The sequence below is a fragment of the Delftia acidovorans NBRC 14950 genome (genome assembly GCF_001598795.1).
Taxonomy (GTDB): Bacteria; Pseudomonadota; Gammaproteobacteria; order Burkholderiales; family Burkholderiaceae_C; genus Comamonas; species Comamonas acidovorans.
Map to the genome: position 1 here is coordinate 133,305 of NZ_BCZP01000010.1, position 17,368 is coordinate 150,672.

Consider the following 17,368-nt stretch of genomic DNA (forward strand, 5'->3'; position numbering starts at 1 on the left):
TTCTAGCTCCAGACCGGCTTACACTCGCGGGCATGCCCTCTCTGCCCACCCCTTCCAACGCGCCTGCTGGCACCCAGTCCTCACTGGGCCAGCAGGCGCGTTTGCATTGGGTGCGTGGACTGTGCAAGGGCCTGCCCGGCGTGGCCCAGCAGCTGCTGGCCCAGATGGAACAACAGGCCCAGGCCGTGGGCACCGCACGTGAAATGCAGGAGCGTCGCGAGGCCTGGTCCAGCTATCGCCAGCACCAGGCGGCCTGGCTGAATGCCTGCATGCAGGCCCTGCAGGGCGCACTGCAGCCGGGCAGGGCCACACCGGCCTCCTTGCCACAGCGCGGGGCGCTGCAGTTCGAACTGCTCAGCGACGATGTGGTGGAGAACAAGATCCTGGCCTCCCGCATGGCGCTGGCCATGGGGGAAACCACGGCACCCGTCTTCGATACGCTGCGCCTGCGCATGCAGGCCATTGAAAACCAGGAACTGCCATCCGACGACATTCTGCGCAGCGAGTCCGTGTGCCGCCATCTGGTCGAGCAATGGCTCGCCAGCGGCCTGCAGCGCGGCGATCTGCAGCGTGTGAACGATCTGCTGCAGACAGCCCTGGCACCGCTGCTGGTGGCCGGATACCAGGCGGCCCACCAGCTGCTGGATGGCCAGGGCGTCACCCGTTCGCAGGACGTGGCCATGCGGGTGCGGCGCACCGAGGGCGGCCACTCCACGCGCGCCATGGGCCTGGGCCCGGCCACGGCGCCTGCCTCGACCTCGCAGCCTTCCTCAGCCTATGCGCCCACGCAGATGGGTGGCGTGCCGGGCGCTGCCGCCTCCTATCCGCCCAACGGAGCACTGCCCCAGGGCCAGATGCCCGTGGGCCTGACAACACTTTCGCGCGCACGCCACCGCGCCCATGAAGTCGTGGGCCAACTGCGCCGCCTGCTCATGCAGCCGGGCGTGGGCGTGCCGGGCCTGGTGCCCGGCGTGGGCGGCGTGGGCGGTGGCCTGCAGCAGGCCCCCGCATCGGCCGCGCTGACCCAGGCCCTGCTGGAGCAGCGCGTCGTGGCCCAGACGCAGTACCAGCAGATGCTGGCCCGGGGACTGACCACGCTGCAAATCGATGCCAGCCCGGCCGCCATCGGCCAGTTGGTGGGCCAGGTGCGCGAGCGCTCGGCCGAGCTCAAGCGCAAGGCCACCACCTCGGGCGAAAAGGCCACCATCGAGATCGTGGCCCTGATGTTCCAGGCCATCCTGACCGAGGACCGCATCCCGCCCTCGGTGCGCGTCTGGTTTGCCCGGCTGCAGGTGCCCGTTCTGCGCGTGGCCCTGGCCGAGCCGGAATTCTTCAGCAACCTGCGCCACCCGGCCCGGCTGCTGATCGACCGCCTGGGTTCGTGCGTGATGGGGTTCGACGCTTCCAGCATCAGCGGCAGCGCGCTGGAGTCGGAGATCCGGCGCATCGTCCAAGTCATCGAGCAGTACCCGGAGACCGGCCAGAAGGTCTTCGTGCTGGTGCTGCGCGAGTTCGAGGACTTCCTGGCGCGCTACCTGACCCAGTCGCAGGACAAGGCCAAGATCGTCAGCGTGGCCCAGCAGGTGGTGCAAAAGGAAACCCTGGCCATCCAGTACACGATCGAGCTGCGCCACCTGCTCACCGACATGCCGGTGCGCGAAGAGATCCGCGAGTTCCTGTTCAAGACCTGGACCGAGGTGCTGGCCCTGGCCGCCGTGCGCCACGGCGCCAAGGACGCGCGCACCATGCGCTTCAAGCAGGCCGCCAGCGAACTGGTCTGGGCCGCCAGCGCCAAGCCCACGCGCCAGGAACGCTCGCGCGTGATCCAGACGCTGCCGACGCTGCTGCAGACGCTGCGCGAAGGGCTGGCCCTGATCGGCGTCACGGGCGAGGGGCAGTCCGCACGCATCAAGCTGGTCACCGACACGCTGGCCGAAGCCTTCGTCTCCAAGACAGCGACCATCGCACCGGCCCGTATCGAGGCCATGGCCCAGCGGCTGTCCCATCTGGAGCAGTACATCAGCGAAGACGGCATGCTCGACGAGGACATGCCGCTGTCGCCCGAGAACATCGAGATGATCCTGGGCGTGGACACGGCCGGGCTCAACGTCATCCCGAGCACCAACACCCCCGTGGACCCGGTGATGCTGGAGTGGGCCACCTCGCTGGAGCCGGGCCGCTGGTTCACGCTGGACCACAACGGCGCGCGCATCCAGGTGCAATACACTTGGCGCAGCCGCCGCAAGCAGCTGCACCTGTTCGCCGCGCTCGATGGCACCTGCCACCTGCTGCAGCTGCGGCGCATGGCCTCCTACCTGCAGTCCGGCCTGCTGTCCGTGCATGACGAAGAGGCGCTCACGGTGCGCGCGACGCGCGATGCGCTGGAGAAGATTCAGGCGAACCCTGAAAGACTCGGCACCCCCTGAGGCGCTGCGCGCCTTCCCCCCGTGGCACGGCGCCTCTCTACTTGCTTCGCAAGGGAGGGGGACGACGCCCTCGGCTAGGCGCCCCCACCGCGAGGCGGCTCTTGCTCGGCATCTCCCGCTTGGGGACGCGCCAGTTTTTGAGATCAGGCCTGGGCCAGGCGCTGGAACAGGCCGCCGGGCAGGCGCTCCACGCGGCCTTCCAGTTCCAGCTCCAGCAAGTGGGCCTGCAGGGCTGCGGCATCCATGCCTGTGCGGTCCATGAGCTCGTCCAGCGACAGCGGGTCGTGGGCCAGGGCGCGCAGGGTGGCGTCGTTCTCATGGTCCTGGGCGGGCTGAACAGCTGCCGCTGCCGCCGCTGCTGCCGGTACGGGCTTGGCAAGCGGCAGGCGCACGGCCGTTCCCTGCAGCTCATCGAGCACGTCCTGCGCCGTTTCCACGAGCTTGGCGCCCTGGCGCAGCAGCGCATGGCAGCCGCGCGACTGGGGCGCGTGGATGGAGCCGGGGATGGCAAAGACCTCGCGGCCCTGTTCGCTGGCCAGTCTTGCGGTGATCAGCGAGCCCGATTGCAGGGCCGCCTCGACCACCAGCGTGCCCTGCGACAGGCCCGCGATGATGCGGTTGCGCTGCGGAAAGTGTGCGGCCATGGGGCCGGTGCCCAGCGGATATTCGCTGACAATCAGCCCGTGGCTGGCCACTTCGCGGGCCAGGCCGATGTGGCGCCGTGGATAGACCTGGTCCAGGCCCGTGCCCACGACGGCAATGGTGACGGGCGCCGCCTGGGCGCCCGTGCGCAGCACCGCGCGCAGTGCGCCCTCATGGGCAGCGCCATCCACGCCCTGCGCCAGTCCGGAGACGATGCACAGGCCGGCCTCGGCCAGCGCCTGCGCCATGGCGCGCGCATTGGCCGCGCCCTGGACCGTCGGCCCGCGGCTGCCGACCATGGCCAGGGACTGTGGATAGGGGAACCAGGGACCAGAACCTGTCATGCAGCGCTCGCTGCCCTGCACATGCAGCAGCAGCGGCGGATCTTCGGTCTGCAGCAGCGCCTGCGGATACTGGGGATGGCCCAGCGCAAGCACGGCATGCAACTGCCCGGAAGCGGGCTGGTCCAGCCATTGCACCGTGGCCGCCACAAGCTGCTCCAGGCGCTGGGGCACGGTCTGCAGCGAATGGGCCTGTGCCGCCGTCACCAGGCCGTGCCAGGCGGCTGGAGGGCCGCTCCAGATGTTCTGCGCGCCACCGCAGGCCGCCAGCAGGCGCCGCGCCGTGGTGCGGCCCACGCCGGGCGTCAGCAGCAGCCGAAGCCAGGCGGACAGCTCCTCGGGAGCGAGCCGGTCGGTGGACTGCAAGGCGGCCGCCATGGCGTTGCCGGCAGGCCGCTGGGGCTCAGGGAGCCGGCGAGGTCAGGCTGTCGCCCACCTCGACGCCGCGCCGTGCCTCCAGGATCAGCGCGTAGGAGACGCGATCGAAGGTGCGGAACACCATGGCGTGGCCATTGCGTTCGTCGGGCAGCTGCACTTCTTCCTTCTTGTCGCCCGTCTTGTCCACGATGCGCACGCCACGGCGGATCAGCTCCAGCACCGTGCCCACGTCCATGCCGTCCTGCGTGCCCTTGTTGATGGCAATGACCTGGTTGTTGGCCGCCCAGCGCACGGCCTGGTCGCCGTACAGGGACACCACGTGGGCCTTCACGGCAGCCTGCGGCGCATGCGGCGCATAGTTCATGTAGGTTCGTTCCGGTGCGGGCAGCAGGCGGTCGCCAGCACGCATCTCGGTCTTGGCGCGCGACAGGTCCACCGTGGCGGGGGAGGCCTGCTCGTGCTTTTCGCCCTTGCTGTCCACGATCTCCAGCGAGGTCTCTCCCTCGATGAGATCGGCCAGGCCCAGGTACTTGGCCTCGTAGCCCAGCACCTCGCCGGAGATGGGGTCCTTGAGCGCCACCGCATCGCGGAAGACACGGTACTGGCGCGGCAGGCCGTCGCCCTTGCGCAGCGGCGCCTCGGCCGTACCACGCGCATAGGCGCGGTCACCGCTGGCCATGAGCACGCGCTCGTCCGTGGTGGCGATGAGGCGGGGTGCGCGCAGCAGCGTTTCGGCATCCACCACCAGCGGCTCGGCCAGGAAGGGCTCGATCAGATGGGGCTGCAGCGTGGGCAGGGCCGCCTGCGCCAGCGACTCGCTGCGCGTGCTCGGAGACACGCGCACCACACCGGGCTCGCCACCGTCGCCCATGGGACGCGCCGTGCTCAGGCGGGCATAGCCATCACGCTTGTCCAGGTACAGCACCTGGCCCGGATAGATGAGGTGTGGATTGGCGATGGCCTGCATGTTCATGCCCCACAGCTCGGGCCAGCGCCAGGGACGGCGCAGGTACATGCCGGAGATGCCCCACAGCGTGTCGCCGCGCTTGACGGTGTAGCTGTCGGGCGCATCGGGCGCCAGCTCGCCCACGGGAACGCCCTGCTGGGCCACCTGCTGGGCGGCCGAGCGCTGCGATGCCGTCACCGGAAGCTGCTGCGCGTGGGCCGCTGCGAACGCAGCGATCAGGGCCGTTGCGACAGTCCAGGTACGAGCTGTGGCGAATGCAGTCATGGAATTCCTCTTCTTGTGGCTGACGCAGCGTCCCTCCTAGGCACTGCGGCACGGCCGATCTTGTCATGAACGGCCATACAGGTCTTACAAATCAGCAAAGATTCTGCGTGCAAGGCCATGAGAGGGCAACGCTTATTGCGTCGTCCCGCTGCGCCCAGGCAGAAAAGTGGCGAAAATAACGACATTCACCGACCACGCCATGTCCATTCTGCCCATTCTTTGCTATCCCGACCCCCGCCTGCACACCGTCGCCAAGCCGGTTGCCAAGGTCGATGACCGCATTCGCCAGCTGGTCCAGGATATGTACGCCACCATGTATGACGCCCAGGGCGTGGGCCTGGCAGCCACCCAGGTGAACGTGCACGAGCGCGTGGTCGTGGTCGATGTCTCCGAAGGCCGTGACGAGCCCTTTGCGCTGATCAACCCGGAGCTGCTCTGGGCCAGCGAGGAAACGCAGCTGGGCGAAGAAGGCTGCCTGTCGGTGCCCGGCATCTACGACGGCGTCGAGCGCTCCACCGCCATCAAGGTCAAGGCGCTGGACGAGAACGGCAACGAACGCATCATCGAGGCCGAAGGCTTCAAGGCCATCTGCATCCAGCACGAGATGGACCACCTGATGGGCAAGGTCTTCGTCGAATACCTGTCGCCGCTCAAGCGCAACCGCATCAAGACCAAGCTGCTCAAGCAGCAGAAACAGGCAGAACGCGCATGACCCACCTGCCAGCGCTTCGCTTCATGCCGCGCTGGAAGATGGACGGCGCGGGCCTCGTTGCCTGGGCGCTGCTGGCCCTGTCCCTGCTGCTTGCCGGCTGCGCCGTGCCCGAGTGGCAAAAGCCCGGCACGCCACGCTCCGAGATCGAGCGCTCCATGGGCCGCCCGACCCTGAGCCTGCCGCTGGACGGTGGCGGCACGCGCCTGGTCTACAGCCGGCAGCCTGCGGGCCAGCAGGTCTACCACATGGATTTCGACGCCAGCCAGCGCCTGGTGCGCGTGGAGCAGGCGCTCACCATCGAACGCTTCCACGCCCTGCGCAATGGCGAGGACACCCGCGAAAGCGTGCGTCAGCTCTTCGGCCCGCCTGCGCTGATCGAGAGGGTCTACAGTTTCAACGGCGACATCTGGACCTACCGTATTCTGGAAAATGGCATTCGCCGCCAGGCCCATGTGCATATCGACCCCGCCGGCGTGGTGCGCCGCGTGATGTTCACCGACGAAGTGTTCAACGACGACGACCGTCGCTGAGCCGGCACACCGTCCCACTGTCCCTACTGGATTGCATGAGAGTCATTTTTGCCGGCACGCCCGAGTTCGCGCGCGTTGCCCTTGAACGCCTGCTCGCCGCGGGCTTTACCGTCCCCCTGGTGCTGACCCAGCCCGACCGTCCCGCCGGGCGCGGCATGAAGCTGCAGGCCTCGCCCGTCAAGCAGTGCGCGCTGGAGCATGGCATTGCCGTGGCCCAGCCGCGCAGCCTGCGCCTGGACGGCAAATACCCCGAAGAGGCCGCCGCCGCCCGCGCCGCCATCGAAGCGGCCCAGGCCGATGTCATGGTCGTGGCCGCCTACGGACTGATCCTGCCGCAGTGGGTGCTCGATACGCCCCCGCGCGGCTGCCTGAACATCCACGCCAGCCTGCTGCCGCGCTGGCGCGGCGCCGCCCCCATCCACCGCGCCATCGAGGCCGGCGATGCCGAGACCGGCGTCACCATCATGCAGATGGACGCGGGCCTGGACACGGGCGACATGTGCCTCATCGAGCGCCTGCCCATCACCGCCGACGACACCACGGCCAGCCTGCACGACAAGCTGGCCGACCTGGGCGGGCGCCTCATCGTCGAGGCGCTGGAGATGAGCGCCTGCGGCGGCCTGCCGCGCACGCCCCAGCCCGCCGAGGGCGTGAACTACGCGCACAAGATCGAAAAGGCCGAAAGCCAGATCGACTGGCGCCAGGATGCCGAGGCCATTGCCCGGCGCCTGCGCGCCTTCAACCCCTTCCCGGGCGGCGCCACGCAGTACGGCGATGAAGCCATCAAGGTCTGGGAGGCTCACGCCGACCCCGCCATCGCCGTGGCGACGGCAGCCCCGGGCACCGTGCTGTCCGCAGGCGCCGACGGCGTGCGCGTGGCCTGCGGCAATGGCGTGCTGTGCATGACGCTGCTGCAGCGCGCGGGCGGCAAGCGGCTGGCGGCGGGCGATTTCCTGCGCGGCTTCGATCTGCCTGAAGGAGCCGTTCTGGACGGCGCTGCCAGCGGCGGCACGCCATGAACCTGCAGCCCCTGGTGGAGCGCGCACGCGGCATTGCGCGCGATCCCGCCTTCATGACCGGCGTGCGCGACATGTCGGGCACGGCGCTGGGCATAGGCGCCTGGGGCTTGGTCACGGGCGTGGCCATGATCAAGAGCGGCATGTCCCTGCCCCTGGCGCTGTTCATGGGCCTGCTGGTCTATGCCGGCAGTGCCCAGCTGGCCGTGCTGCCGCTGATGGCCGTGGGCGCGCCCATGTGGGTGGTCTGGTTCACGGCCATCTGCGTGAACCTGCGCTTCGTCATCCTCAGCAGCATGTGGCGCAGCTACTTTGCCCACCTGCGCCTGCGCCACCGCCTGGCCATCGCCTATTTCAGCGGCGACGTGATCTTCGTGGGCTTCATGAAGCGCTACCCCGATGCCCGGCCCCAGCCCGAGCAGCTGCCCTATTTCTGGGGTGCCGCATCGACCAACTGGCTGGCCTGGCAGATCCCGTCCACGCTGGGCATCCTGCTGGCCGACCAGGTGCCCCTGTCCTGGGGCCTGGGCTTTGCGGGCGTGCTGGCCCTGATGGGCGTGCTGCTGTCCATGCTCAACGACCGTGCCACGTGGGTGGCAGGCGTGGTTGCGGCCAGCGCGGCCGTGGCGGCCTTTGCGCTGCCGCTCAAGCTCAATATCCTCGTGGCCATCGCTGCAGCCGTGGCCGCAGGCCTGCTGGCGGAAACGCTGCAGCAGCGCCTGCGCGCCCTGCAGGCGCCTGAAAAAGGGGAGTCGAGCCCGGTGATTCTCCCGCCCGACACAGCCCATGGCGAGCGCCATGCCCGGCTGCCGCTGGACGAAGACGCCCGGCCCGTGGAAACCAAGGAAAAGGAAACGCTCTGATGGATCTGTCCTGGCTGTGGCCCTGGCTGGCCTGCGTGGGCCTGGCGGCCATCACGCTGTTCACACGCGCCTTCTTCCTGATTCCCGAGCGCGAGGTGCCCCTGCCGCAATGGCTCAAGCGCGGCCTCAAGTACGCGCCGCTGGCGGCCCTGGCGGCCGTGATTGCGCCCGAGATCGTGATGACCAACGGCCGGCTGATCTCCACCGTGGTCGATGCGCGCCTGCCGGCCCTGGCTTGCGCGGTCATGTATTTTTTTTACAAGCGCAGCATCATGGGCACGATCGCGCTTGGCATGGCGGTCTATCTGCCACTGCATATCGGCCTGGGCTGGTAGGCGCAGCGCGGGCGAGAGCGGCCGAGAGCGCCCGGCTCCCCGGCTGAAACCGGATTACAGGCGCTCCCGATGCCCCGGATCGCCGGTGCGCCCGCCCGCTGCCAGGGCGGGCACGCCGCCTACAATGGCCGCGCTTTACCTCTTTTTCGTTTCAATTCCATGGCGATCGCCACCGATCGCAACGCCGCCGTCATGAACATTCTCCGTTTCTCCGATCTGTGCGCCCAGGGCAAGGCCCAGGGCCAGCGCGTCTTCATCCGCGCCGACCTCAACGTGCCCCTGAACGATGCCGGCGAGATCACCGAGGACACGCGCGTGCGCGCCTCCGTGCCCGCCATCGAGATGGCGCTGAAGGCCGGCGCCGCCGTGATGGTGACCAGCCACCTGGGCCGCCCCACCGAAGGCGAGTTCAAGCCGGCCGATTCGCTGGCGCCCGTGGCCCGCCGCCTGGGCGAGCTGCTGGGCCGCGAAGTGCCCCTGGTCGCCGACTGGGTGGACGGCGTGCAGGTGGCGCCCGGCCAGGTCGTGCTGCTGGAGAACTGCCGCGTGAACGTGGGCGAGAAGAAGAACAAGGAAGAACTGGCCCGCAAGCTGGCCGCGCTGTGCGACATCTTCGTGCACGACGCCTTCGGCACTGCCCACCGTGCCGAAGGCACGACCTACGGCATCGCCCAGTTCGCGCCCATTGCCTGCGCGGGACCGCTGCTGTCGGCCGAGATCGACGCCATCACCAAGGCCCTGGCCAACCCGCGCCGCCCGCTGGCCGCCATCGTGGCTGGCTCCAAGGTGTCGACCAAGCTGACCATCCTGCAGTCGCTGGCCAAGAACGTGGACCAGCTCATCGTGGGCGGCGGCATTGCCAACACCTTCATGCTGGCGGCGGGCCTGAACATCGGCAAGAGCCTGGCCGAGGCCGACCTGGTCGGCGAGGCCCGCGCCGTGATCGACGCCATGGCAGCACGCGGCGCCGATGTGCCGATTCCCACCGACGTGGTGGTCTCCAAGACCTTTGCGGCCGACGCGCCCGCCACCGTCAAGAAGGCCACCGAAGTGGCTGACGACGACATGATCCTGGACATCGGCCCCGAGACCGCCGCCCGCCTGGCCGAGCAATTGCGCAAGGCCGGCACCATCGTCTGGAACGGCCCCATGGGCGTGTTCGAGTTCGACCAGTTCGCCAACGGCACCAAGGTCGTGGCCCAGGCGATTGCCGAGTCCGACGCCTTCAGCATCGCCGGTGGCGGCGACACCCTGGCCGCCATCGCCAAGTACGGCATCGAGGACAAGGTCGGCTACATCTCCACGGGCGGCGGCGCCTTCCTGGAGGTGCTGGAAGGCAAGACCCTGCCCGCCTTCGAGATCCTGCAAAAGCGCGCCAACGGCTGAGCACGGCAACATCCGGATACGGGGCACTTTCTTGTCAGTGCCTCGCGGCGAAGCCACAATCGACACTTTGCGCAGCTGCAGCAATCCGCCGCAGCGCGCCCCCGCACCGAGGAGAAATCCATGCGATCGTTCAAATCCGCTGGCGGCCTGGCCCTGGCGGGCCTCTGCCTGGCTCTGGCGGGCTGCGTCAATGCACCGATGACCAGCTACTTCGAAGCCACGGCCCAGCCCAAGATCGGCGCTGCCGGCCACTGGGACTCCGTGGCCAACGATGTCGTCGCCAAGACGCTGGAAACCCTGCAAAAGACCGGCATCGAGCGCACCACGCCGGTCCACGTGGCCCTGCCGGCCGAGCCCAGCCAGTTCGACAAGGGCTTTCGTGAGCTGATCATCACCAAGCTCGTGCAAAGCGGCGTGACCGTCATGCAGCAGCCGGCCCAGGCCCAGCTGCAGGTGAGCTACGGCGCCCAGGTCGTGCGCCACGGCAAGCGCCTGCCCAACCCCGAACTCGTGCTGACGACGACGGTGGTGCGCAACAACCAGTACCTGGCGCGCAAGACCGACGTCTATTACCTCGAAAAGAGCGACGCCGTGCTGTTCACGGCCGAGGACGAGCGCCCCGAATTCCCCGCCAAGAACCTGAAGGTGGTGGGCCAATGACGCTGCGCACGCCCCTCCTGCCTGCCGCGCTGGCTGCGGCGGCCCTGCTGTCCGCCTGCGCCGTGCCCGCTCCCGCGACCACGCCCGAATCGTCGGCCGCGCGCCGCGGCGAGCCCACCTACCAGTCGGCCGCAGCCAACCCCTTCATCGCCAGCAGCCGCGCTGCCGTGGACGAGCTGGTCAAGGGCCTGAACACCGAGGAACTGGGCGAGGCGCCCGTGCTCGTGGCCACCGTGGTCAACGTCAACGACCTGACGCGCTCGGCCCCGCTGGGCCGCACGCTCAGCGAGCTGTACGCCTCCCAGCTGTCCGCCAAGGGCTACAACGTCAAGGAGCTGAAGCTGCGCGGCGATGTGTACGTCAAGGAAGGCACGGGCGAGCTGCTGCTGTCGCGCGAGATCAAGGACATCGCACGCAACCACAATGCGGCCCTGGTCCTGGTGGGCACGTACTCGGCGGCTGCCAAGTACACCTATGTGAGCCTGAAGCTGGTTCGCACCGACGACAGCCGCATCGTGCGCAGCCACGACTACGCGCTGCCCAACAACATCGACATCCAGCGCCTGCTGGGCGCCCCGGCCACGGCGCAACGCTGAGGCCCTGCAGCCTGACTGCGCCCGTGTGCGCAGTCAGGCTGCGTCTTCTTCTCCCGACGTTCTCCTGCTTGCCCTCAGCGGCCGCGCGCCGGCCACAGCACCGAGGCGATGGCCACCACCATCAGCGCCACGGCCGTCCAGTCCTGCCAGTGCAGCACCTCGCCCAGCCACCAGGCGCCGCTGAACACGCCCAGCACGGGGATCATCATCACGCTCAGCGTGGACGCCACGGGCGGCAGGCTGCGCGCCAGGAAGAACCAGACCGTCTGGCCAAAGCCCAGCACCAGCACGCCGTTGAAGACGATGGCGCCCGTGGCCTGAGCATCAGGCCAGTGCCACAGGTGGCGCTCGAAGACGAAGGCCAGCACCGTGAGCGTCAGCGCGGTCAGCGCCACCATCCACAGCGTCATCGTCAGCAGGGGCACGGGCACCTCGGCGCGGCGCAGCTTCTGCGTGCCGAAGGCCCAGCTCAGCGCGGCGGCCAGCATCAGGCCCACGCCGATGGGACGGCTGCCCAGGGCGCCGACCTCGTGCCACAGCAGCAGGAGCACGCCCGCCAAGGCCGCCGCCACACCCGCCCAGGCACGCGGCGCCAGCCGATCATGGAAGAACAGGCTGCCCAGCACGGCCGAGAAGATGGGCATGGTGTAGCCCAGGATGGCCGCCCGCCCGCTGGACAGCATGGGGATGGCAATGATGATCAGGCTGTTCCACAGCACCATGTTGAACAGCGTCAGCTGCGCCAGCCGGGGCCAATAGGCACGCGGCACGGCCAGCGGCAGGCGGCGCCAGACCACGAAGGCCGCCAGGATGGGCAGGCCCACCCACATCGAGGCCATGCGGAAACTCAGCGGCGGGAAATGCTGCACGCCCAGCTTCATCACCGGCCAGTTGATGCCCCAGATCAGGGTCAGCGCGATCAGCAAAAGGATTTGTCGGGCGGTGAAGGCAGGCATAGGCCGCCGATTGTGCCCGCGGGCCGCCAGGCCCGCTGGATGCCCGGCGACAGGCCCCGGGAAGGGCCGATCGCTAAAATCGCGCCCCATGACCTTTCTCGACATGCTGCGCAATGCCACCGCCCAGAACCAATCCATGCTGTGCGTGGGCCTGGACCCCGAACCCAGCCGCTTTCCTGCGGCCATGCGCGGCGATGCAAGCAAAATCTACGACTTCTGCGCCGCCATCGTCGACGCCACGGCCGACCTGGTGAACTCCTTCAAGCCCCAGATCGCCTACTTCGCGGCCCACCGCGCCGAAGACCAGCTGGAAAAGCTCATGGCCCACATGCGCGCCGTCGCTCCCCATGTGCCCATCATCCTGGACGCCAAGCGCGGCGACATCGGCTCCACCGCCGAGCAATACGCCAAGGAAGCCTTCGAGCGCTACGGCGCCGACGCCGTGACCCTGTCGCCCTTTATGGGCTTCGACTCCATCACGCCCTACCTGCAGTACGAGGGCAAGGGCGCCTTCCTGCTGTGCCGCACCTCCAACCCCGGCGGCGACGACCTGCAGGCCCAGCGCCTGGCCGACCTGCCGGGCCAGCCTCACCTGTTCGAGCATGTGGCGCGCCTGGCGCAAGGCCCCTGGAACACCAACGGCCAGCTCGGCCTGGTGGTGGGCGCCACGCGCCCGCAGGAGATCGAGCGCGTGCGTGAATTCGCGCCCTCGCTGCCGCTGCTGATTCCCGGCGTGGGCGCCCAGGGGGGCGATGCCGTGGCCACGGTCAAGGCGGCGCGCATCGGCGGCGGCCCCATCATCATCAATTCCTCGCGTGCGGTGCTCTATGCATCGCAGGGCGAAGACTTCGCTGCCGCCGCGCGCACCGCCGCCCAGGCCACGCGCCAGACGCTGCAAGACGCAGCCGCCGCCTGAGACGGCAGGGAAGCCCGGCCATGCAAGGCAAATGGCTGGAAGACTTCCTGCTGCTGGCCCAGGAGCGCAGCTTCACGCGCGCGGCCGAGCTGCGCCATGTCACCCATCCGGCCTTCGGGCGGCGCATCCGCGCGCTGGAGGCCTGGGCCGGCACGCCCCTGGTCGAGCCCGGCGGCGGCCCCGTGCGGCTGACGCCGGCCGGCGAAGCCTTCCGCGACACGGCCGAGCAACTGGTGCGCACGCTGGCCCAGTCGCACGATGAACTGCAGGCCGTGGCCGGGCGCCAGGCCCGCGTGATCACCCTGGCCACGGGACGCACGCTGGCGCGCACCATCGTGGCCGACTGGCTGACGCGCCACGGCAGCGTGCTGCAGACGGCCGAGCTGCGCGTGGTCACACGCACGCTGGACGAGACCGTGGCCATGCTGCAGCGCGGCGAAGTCAGCTTCACGCTGGTCTACCACCACGCCGCCATTGGCGTGCGCCTGGACGGCCGCCAGTTCAGCTACCTGACGGTGATGCAGGACAGGCTGGTGCCCGTGGCCCGCGCCGATGCCCAGGGCCGTCCGCTGTACGAGCTGTCGGCCAGCCACCAGCCCGTCGCTCCCGTACCCTACCTGGCCTTCTCCCACAGCATGGCCCTGGGCCGCCTGGTGGAAGACCACCTGGCCCGGCATCCGCTGGCGCCGCGCCTGCGCCGCTGCGTGGACTGCGATTCGGCCGACGCCCACTACGAATACGTACTGCGCGGCCTGGGTCTGGCCTGGATGCCGTGGTCCATGGTGCGCGGCGACTGCCAGGCCGGCCGCCTGGCCGTGGCCGGCGACCCGGGCCTGGAAGTGCACTTCGACGTGCGCCTGTACCGTCCCAAGCGCCACCTGGGCCCCGCGGCCGAGCAGTTCTGGAGCGACATCACGGGCGCCTGACGGGTGCATGCATGCGCCCTCATGGTGCAAACCCGCACCGGGCTGTGGAACAAGCGGGTTTTGGTGCTGCAATGGCTCCGCCTCGTGCCGAATCAGCACCGAATGCCTGGATAGTCCTTCGCACAATCAAACTCATACATTTCAGGAATAACCCCATGCCCAGCAACTCCCTCCTGCGCCGCACCGCCCTGGCCTGCGGCCTGCTGATCGCCGCCACCGGCAGCGCCTTCGCCGACGACGCCGCCAGCTACCCCAACCGTGCCATCACCATGATCGTGGGCTACCCCGCCGGCGGCAGCACCGACCTGGTGGGCCGCTTCGTGGCCGATGGCCTGGCCTCGCGCCTGGGCCAGCCCGTGGTGGTGGAGAACCTGGGCGGCGCCGGCGGCGCCATCGGCGCGCAAAAGGCCGTCAAGGCCACGCCCGACGGCTACACGCTGTTCGTGGGCGCCAACAACGAGCTGGCCATCGCACGGCTGATCAACAAGAGCATCAAGTACTCCATCGGCGACTTCACGCCCATCGGCATGATCGGCTCCCAGCCCATGGTGCTGGTGGCCTCGCAGAAGGCCGGCGTCAAGACAGCCGCCGAGTTCAGCGCCCTGGTGGCCAAGAACCCGGGCAAGTTCAGCTACGGCAGCTCGGGCGTGGGCACGGCACTGCACCTGGCCGGCGAGATGATCAAGGAGCAGGGCAAGCTGCACATGACCCACATCCCCTACCGGGGCGTGGCGCCCCTGACCACGGACCTGGTGGGCAACAACATCGAGTTCGGCATGTTCGTGCTGTCCTCGGGCCTGCCCCAGATCCGCGCGGGCAAGGTCATCGCCCTGGGCACGACGGAGGCCAAGCGCTCGGCCATCACGCCCGACATCCCGGCCCTGTCCGAGCTGCCCCAGTACAAGAACGTGGACATCAACGTCTGGTTCGCGCTGATGGCACCCAAGGGCCTGCCCGCACCCGTGGCCGCCAAGGTCAAGAAGGCGCTGGACGAGACCATGGCCTCGCCAGAGTTCCGCAAGAAGATGGAAGAGTCAGGCTCGGTGGTGGCCGATCCCAAGACGGATGCCGGCAAGTACATCAACGCCGAGATCGCCAAGTACACAAAAATCGTCCAATTCGCCCATATTGAGAATTGATCCCCCCTGAGCGGCTGCGCCGCTTCCCCCCACTCTCGCCGTGCTGCGCACGGCGGGCGGGGGGACGCAGCCCTCGCTGCGGGGCGGCCCTTGCTTGGCTGCCCTCGCTTGCGCTGCGCCAGTTGCAAAAGCCGTGCGCGTGTAGACAACGGAGTGAGTGATGGAAACTTTGCGATTTGACCTTCCCCTGCCCGACCTGAGCGCCTGGCGCGCGGGCAATACCGGTACCGAGGGCGTGTGGCAATTCGACTCGGGACGCCCGGGCCGCCACGTGATGATTTCCGCGCTGGTGCACGGCAACGAGATCTGCGGCGCCTGGGCCGTGTCCGGGCTGCTTCAGGCCCTGAACAACGGCCTGGCGCTGGACAATGGCCGCCTGACCCTGGTGCTGGCCAACCTCGATGCCTTCGACCGCTTCGACGCGGCCAGCCACGATGCCTCGCGCTTCGTGGACGAGGACATGAACCGCCAGTGGATAGACGCACGCATCGACGAGGGCAGCACCCGCGAGCGCCGCCGCGCCGCCGCGCTGCGCCCCTTCGTGCAGCAGGCCGACTGGCTGCTGGACCTGCATTCCATGCACGAGCCCTCGGCCCCGCTGCTGCTGACCGGCATGCAGCCGCGCAACCGCGATCTGGCACGCCAGATGGGCGCGCCGGCGAACATCGTCGTGGATGCCGGCCACAAGGACGGCACGCGGCTGCGCGACTACGGGCGCTTCGGCCTGCCCGACGCCGAGGCCGGCGACTCGCGCTCGCTGCTGATCGAATGCGGCTTCCACGGCGATCTGGCCAGCCGCGACGTGGCGCACGACCAGTGCCTGCGTTTCCTCGAAGTGGCCGCCATCTTCGACAACGGCGCGCTGCACGCCGCCCTGCCCGGCTGGAAGCAGGCCGACGCACCGGCCCAGTGGGCGCTGGAAGTCACGGCGCCCGTGGTGGCCAAGAGCAGCGGCTTTCGCTTCACGGCGCCGTTCACGGGGCTGGAGCGCTTCGAGAAGGCCGGCACGGTGATCGGCGACAACGATGGCGAGCCGGTGATCACGCCCTATGGCGACTGCGTGCTGGTCATGCCCTCGGTGCGCCAGGCGCGCGCGGGCGTGACCGTGGTGCGCTTCGCCAGGCGCTCGCCGCTCTGAGCGGCACGCTTCAGCCGAACCTCAGCCGCGCTGGCAGCGCGCAGGCGACAGCCGTTCAGGCTGCACGCCCTGCGCGGCCAGGCGTGCATCCAGCGGCTCGCCACGCAGCAGGTTGCGCGCCAGCAGGCTGTAGCCGAAGGCGCTCTGTATGCCGTAGCCGCCCTGGGCGGCCACCCAGAAAAAGCCCGGCAGCGGCACGGGCGAGGCATCCCAGCCAATGGCCATCTCGCCGTCGGCCACAAAGCTGCGCAGCCCGGCCCAGGTGTGGGAGGGGCGGCGGATCTGCAGCGTGGTCACTTCCTCGATGCGCCAGATGCCCGTGGCCACGTCCAGTTCCTCGGGCGCCACGTCCTGCGGCGCCACGGGGTCGGCGTTGGCGGGCGATCCCAGCAGCTGGCCTGCATCGGGCTTGAAGTAAAAGCCCTCGTCGGCGCTGATCACGGCGGGCCAGTGCGCGGCATCCATGCCTTCGGGCACGGCAAAGGTGAAGGCACTGCGCCGCTTGGGCACCAGGCCGATGGGCGCTGCGCCCGCCAGCGCGCCCAGCGCATCGGCCCAGGCGCCAGCCGCGTTGACCACGCAGCGCGCACGCACCTGGCTGCCGTCGGCCAGGTCCACGGTCCAGACACCTGCGTCATGCGCCAGCGCGCGGACCTCGGCGCTGCAGCGCAGCTCGCCGCTGCACTGGCGCAGGCCGCGCAGGAATCCCTGGTGCAGGCCATGCACGTCGATGTCGCGCGCGCCGTCGTCCGCAAAGCCATCGACCAGCAGCGTGGTGTTCAGGCAGGGCACCAGGGCCTTGAGTTCATCGGGGCCCAGGCGCCGCGCCTGGGGCGAGTGCAGGAGCGCCTCGGCATGGGCGGCATCGAGCAGGTCCTTCTGCGCGGCCGTGCCCACATAGAGCACGCCGCGCGGCGCCAGGATGGGCGCCTGCACAAAGCCCTGCGGCGGCTGCTCGTAGAAGGCGCGGCTGGCGCGCGTCAGCGCCTGGACCTGCAGCGGGCCATAGTGCTCCTCATACAGCGCGGCCGAGCGGCCCGTGCTGTGGTAGCCGGGCTGGGATTCGCGCTCCAGCACCAGAACCGAGGCGCCGCCATCGCGCGCCAGCTGCCAGGCCACCGAGGCACCGGCCATGCCCGCGCCCACCACCACGAAATCACGGATGCTGCTGTCCATG

General features: G+C 69.2%; 17 protein-coding genes. 13 read left to right on the forward strand and 4 right to left on the reverse strand.

Going from position 1 to position 17,368, the window contains the following annotated elements; translation table 11 throughout:
- Positions 1-32 precede the first annotated feature (32 nt).
- Positions 33-2,426 (forward strand): DUF1631 family protein, encoded by a 2,394-nt coding sequence (locus tag DA1_RS15110; RefSeq protein WP_034389744.1) that lies wholly within the window; start codon positions 33-35, stop codon positions 2,424-2,426.
- 143 nt (positions 2,427-2,569) lie between these two features.
- Here the strand turns inward: DA1_RS15110 and dprA are convergent, their stop codons facing one another.
- Positions 2,570-3,787, reverse strand: coding sequence for a DNA-processing protein DprA (gene dprA, locus DA1_RS15115; RefSeq protein WP_034389742.1), 1,218 nt, complete (start codon positions 3,785-3,787; stop codon positions 2,570-2,572).
- Between the two features lie 25 nt (positions 3,788-3,812).
- Positions 3,813-5,018 carry a LysM peptidoglycan-binding domain-containing protein gene (locus tag DA1_RS15120; protein WP_034389740.1) on the reverse strand — a complete coding sequence of 402 codons (1,206 nt, stop codon included), beginning with the start codon at positions 5,016-5,018 and terminating at the stop codon, positions 3,813-3,815.
- A gap of 199 nt (positions 5,019-5,217) precedes the next feature.
- Here DA1_RS15120 and def point away from each other — a divergent pair, with 199 nt between their 5' ends.
- The 8 genes from def (at position 5,218) to DA1_RS15160 (ending at position 11,116) form a co-directional block, all read left to right on the forward strand.
- On the forward strand, positions 5,218-5,730 hold the full coding sequence (gene def / locus DA1_RS15125; RefSeq protein ID WP_012202765.1) for a peptide deformylase: 513 nt from the start codon (positions 5,218-5,220) through the stop codon (positions 5,728-5,730).
- Positions 5,727-6,260, forward strand: coding sequence for a membrane protein (locus tag DA1_RS15130; RefSeq protein ID WP_034389738.1), 534 nt, complete (start codon positions 5,727-5,729; stop codon positions 6,258-6,260). The genes def and DA1_RS15130 overlap by 4 nt, the downstream gene beginning before the upstream one ends.
- A gap of 35 nt (positions 6,261-6,295) precedes the next feature.
- The gene (gene fmt, locus DA1_RS15135; protein ID WP_034389736.1) at positions 6,296-7,279 is read left to right on the forward strand and encodes a methionyl-tRNA formyltransferase; all 984 of its coding nucleotides are present in this window, start codon (positions 6,296-6,298) and stop codon (positions 7,277-7,279) included.
- On the forward strand, positions 7,276-8,139 hold the full coding sequence (locus tag DA1_RS15140) for an AzlC family ABC transporter permease (RefSeq protein ID WP_034389734.1): 864 nt from the start codon (positions 7,276-7,278) through the stop codon (positions 8,137-8,139). The genes fmt and DA1_RS15140 overlap by 4 nt, the downstream gene beginning before the upstream one ends.
- Positions 8,139-8,474: an AzlD domain-containing protein gene (locus DA1_RS15145; protein ID WP_012202761.1), complete on the forward strand. Its 336-nt coding sequence runs from the start codon at positions 8,139-8,141 to the stop codon at positions 8,472-8,474. The genes DA1_RS15140 and DA1_RS15145 overlap by 1 nt, the downstream gene beginning before the upstream one ends.
- Before the next feature lie 192 nt (positions 8,475-8,666).
- The gene (locus DA1_RS15150) at positions 8,667-9,860 is read left to right on the forward strand and encodes a phosphoglycerate kinase (protein WP_034398067.1); all 1,194 of its coding nucleotides are present in this window, start codon (positions 8,667-8,669) and stop codon (positions 9,858-9,860) included.
- Positions 9,861-9,980: 120 nt separating this feature from the next.
- Positions 9,981-10,520: a hypothetical protein gene (locus tag DA1_RS15155; RefSeq protein ID WP_012202759.1), complete on the forward strand. Its 540-nt coding sequence runs from the start codon at positions 9,981-9,983 to the stop codon at positions 10,518-10,520.
- Complete coding sequence (locus DA1_RS15160) at positions 10,517-11,116, forward strand: FlgO family outer membrane protein (protein WP_012202758.1); 600 nt, start codon at positions 10,517-10,519, stop codon at positions 11,114-11,116. The genes DA1_RS15155 and DA1_RS15160 overlap by 4 nt, the downstream gene beginning before the upstream one ends.
- A gap of 74 nt (positions 11,117-11,190) precedes the next feature.
- On the opposite strand, the gene DA1_RS15165 is transcribed toward DA1_RS15160, so the two are convergent.
- Positions 11,191-12,072, reverse strand: a complete 882-nt coding sequence (locus tag DA1_RS15165; protein WP_034389732.1) for a DMT family transporter — start codon at positions 12,070-12,072, stop codon at positions 11,191-11,193.
- Positions 12,073-12,160: 88 nt separating this feature from the next.
- Between DA1_RS15165 and pyrF the strand changes: the two genes are divergently transcribed.
- The 4 genes from pyrF (at position 12,161) to DA1_RS15185 (ending at position 16,191) form a co-directional block, all read left to right on the forward strand.
- The gene (gene pyrF, locus DA1_RS15170) at positions 12,161-12,988 is read left to right on the forward strand and encodes an orotidine-5'-phosphate decarboxylase (protein ID WP_034389730.1); all 828 of its coding nucleotides are present in this window, start codon (positions 12,161-12,163) and stop codon (positions 12,986-12,988) included.
- A gap of 20 nt (positions 12,989-13,008) precedes the next feature.
- Positions 13,009-13,914: a LysR family transcriptional regulator gene (locus DA1_RS15175; protein ID WP_012202755.1), complete on the forward strand. Its 906-nt coding sequence runs from the start codon at positions 13,009-13,011 to the stop codon at positions 13,912-13,914.
- 155 nt (positions 13,915-14,069) lie between these two features.
- A complete protein-coding gene (locus DA1_RS15180) occupies positions 14,070-15,053 on the forward strand; it encodes a Bug family tripartite tricarboxylate transporter substrate binding protein (protein WP_034389728.1) in 984 nt (327 codons plus the stop codon).
- Positions 15,054-15,213: 160 nt separating this feature from the next.
- On the forward strand, positions 15,214-16,191 hold the full coding sequence (locus tag DA1_RS15185; RefSeq protein ID WP_012202753.1) for a M14 family metallopeptidase: 978 nt from the start codon (positions 15,214-15,216) through the stop codon (positions 16,189-16,191).
- A gap of 21 nt (positions 16,192-16,212) precedes the next feature.
- On the opposite strand, the gene DA1_RS15190 is transcribed toward DA1_RS15185, so the two are convergent.
- The gene (locus DA1_RS15190) at positions 16,213-17,367 is read right to left on the reverse strand and encodes an NAD(P)/FAD-dependent oxidoreductase (protein WP_034389726.1); all 1,155 of its coding nucleotides are present in this window, start codon (positions 17,365-17,367) and stop codon (positions 16,213-16,215) included.
- Position 17,368: the final 1 nt, after the last annotated feature.

Coding starts and splice junctions, on each gene's coding strand:
- pyrF (WP_034389730.1), top strand. CDS start 12,161: ATGACCTTTCTCGACATGCTGCGCAATGCCACCGCCCAGAACCAATCC.
- DA1_RS15155 (WP_012202759.1), top strand. CDS start 9,981: ATGCGATCGTTCAAATCCGCTGGCGGCCTGGCCCTGGCGGGCCTCTGC.
- DA1_RS15145 (WP_012202761.1), top strand. CDS start 8,139: ATGGATCTGTCCTGGCTGTGGCCCTGGCTGGCCTGCGTGGGCCTGGCG.
- fmt (WP_034389736.1), top strand. CDS start 6,296: ATGAGAGTCATTTTTGCCGGCACGCCCGAGTTCGCGCGCGTTGCCCTT.
- DA1_RS15150 (WP_034398067.1), top strand. CDS start 8,667: ATGAACATTCTCCGTTTCTCCGATCTGTGCGCCCAGGGCAAGGCCCAG.
- DA1_RS15175 (WP_012202755.1), top strand. CDS start 13,009: ATGCAAGGCAAATGGCTGGAAGACTTCCTGCTGCTGGCCCAGGAGCGC.
- DA1_RS15140 (WP_034389734.1), top strand. CDS start 7,276: ATGAACCTGCAGCCCCTGGTGGAGCGCGCACGCGGCATTGCGCGCGAT.
- DA1_RS15180 (WP_034389728.1), top strand. CDS start 14,070: ATGCCCAGCAACTCCCTCCTGCGCCGCACCGCCCTGGCCTGCGGCCTG.
- DA1_RS15185 (WP_012202753.1), top strand. CDS start 15,214: ATGGAAACTTTGCGATTTGACCTTCCCCTGCCCGACCTGAGCGCCTGG.
- DA1_RS15130 (WP_034389738.1), top strand. CDS start 5,727: ATGACCCACCTGCCAGCGCTTCGCTTCATGCCGCGCTGGAAGATGGAC.
- DA1_RS15110 (WP_034389744.1), top strand. CDS start 33: ATGCCCTCTCTGCCCACCCCTTCCAACGCGCCTGCTGGCACCCAGTCC.
- DA1_RS15165 (WP_034389732.1), bottom strand. CDS start 12,072: ATGCCTGCCTTCACCGCCCGACAAATCCTTTTGCTGATCGCGCTGACC.
- def (WP_012202765.1), top strand. CDS start 5,218: ATGTCCATTCTGCCCATTCTTTGCTATCCCGACCCCCGCCTGCACACC.
- DA1_RS15120 (WP_034389740.1), bottom strand. CDS start 5,018: ATGACTGCATTCGCCACAGCTCGTACCTGGACTGTCGCAACGGCCCTG.
- DA1_RS15190 (WP_034389726.1), bottom strand. CDS start 17,367: ATGGACAGCAGCATCCGTGATTTCGTGGTGGTGGGCGCGGGCATGGCC.
- dprA (WP_034389742.1), bottom strand. CDS start 3,787: ATGGCGGCCGCCTTGCAGTCCACCGACCGGCTCGCTCCCGAGGAGCTG.
- DA1_RS15160 (WP_012202758.1), top strand. CDS start 10,517: ATGACGCTGCGCACGCCCCTCCTGCCTGCCGCGCTGGCTGCGGCGGCC.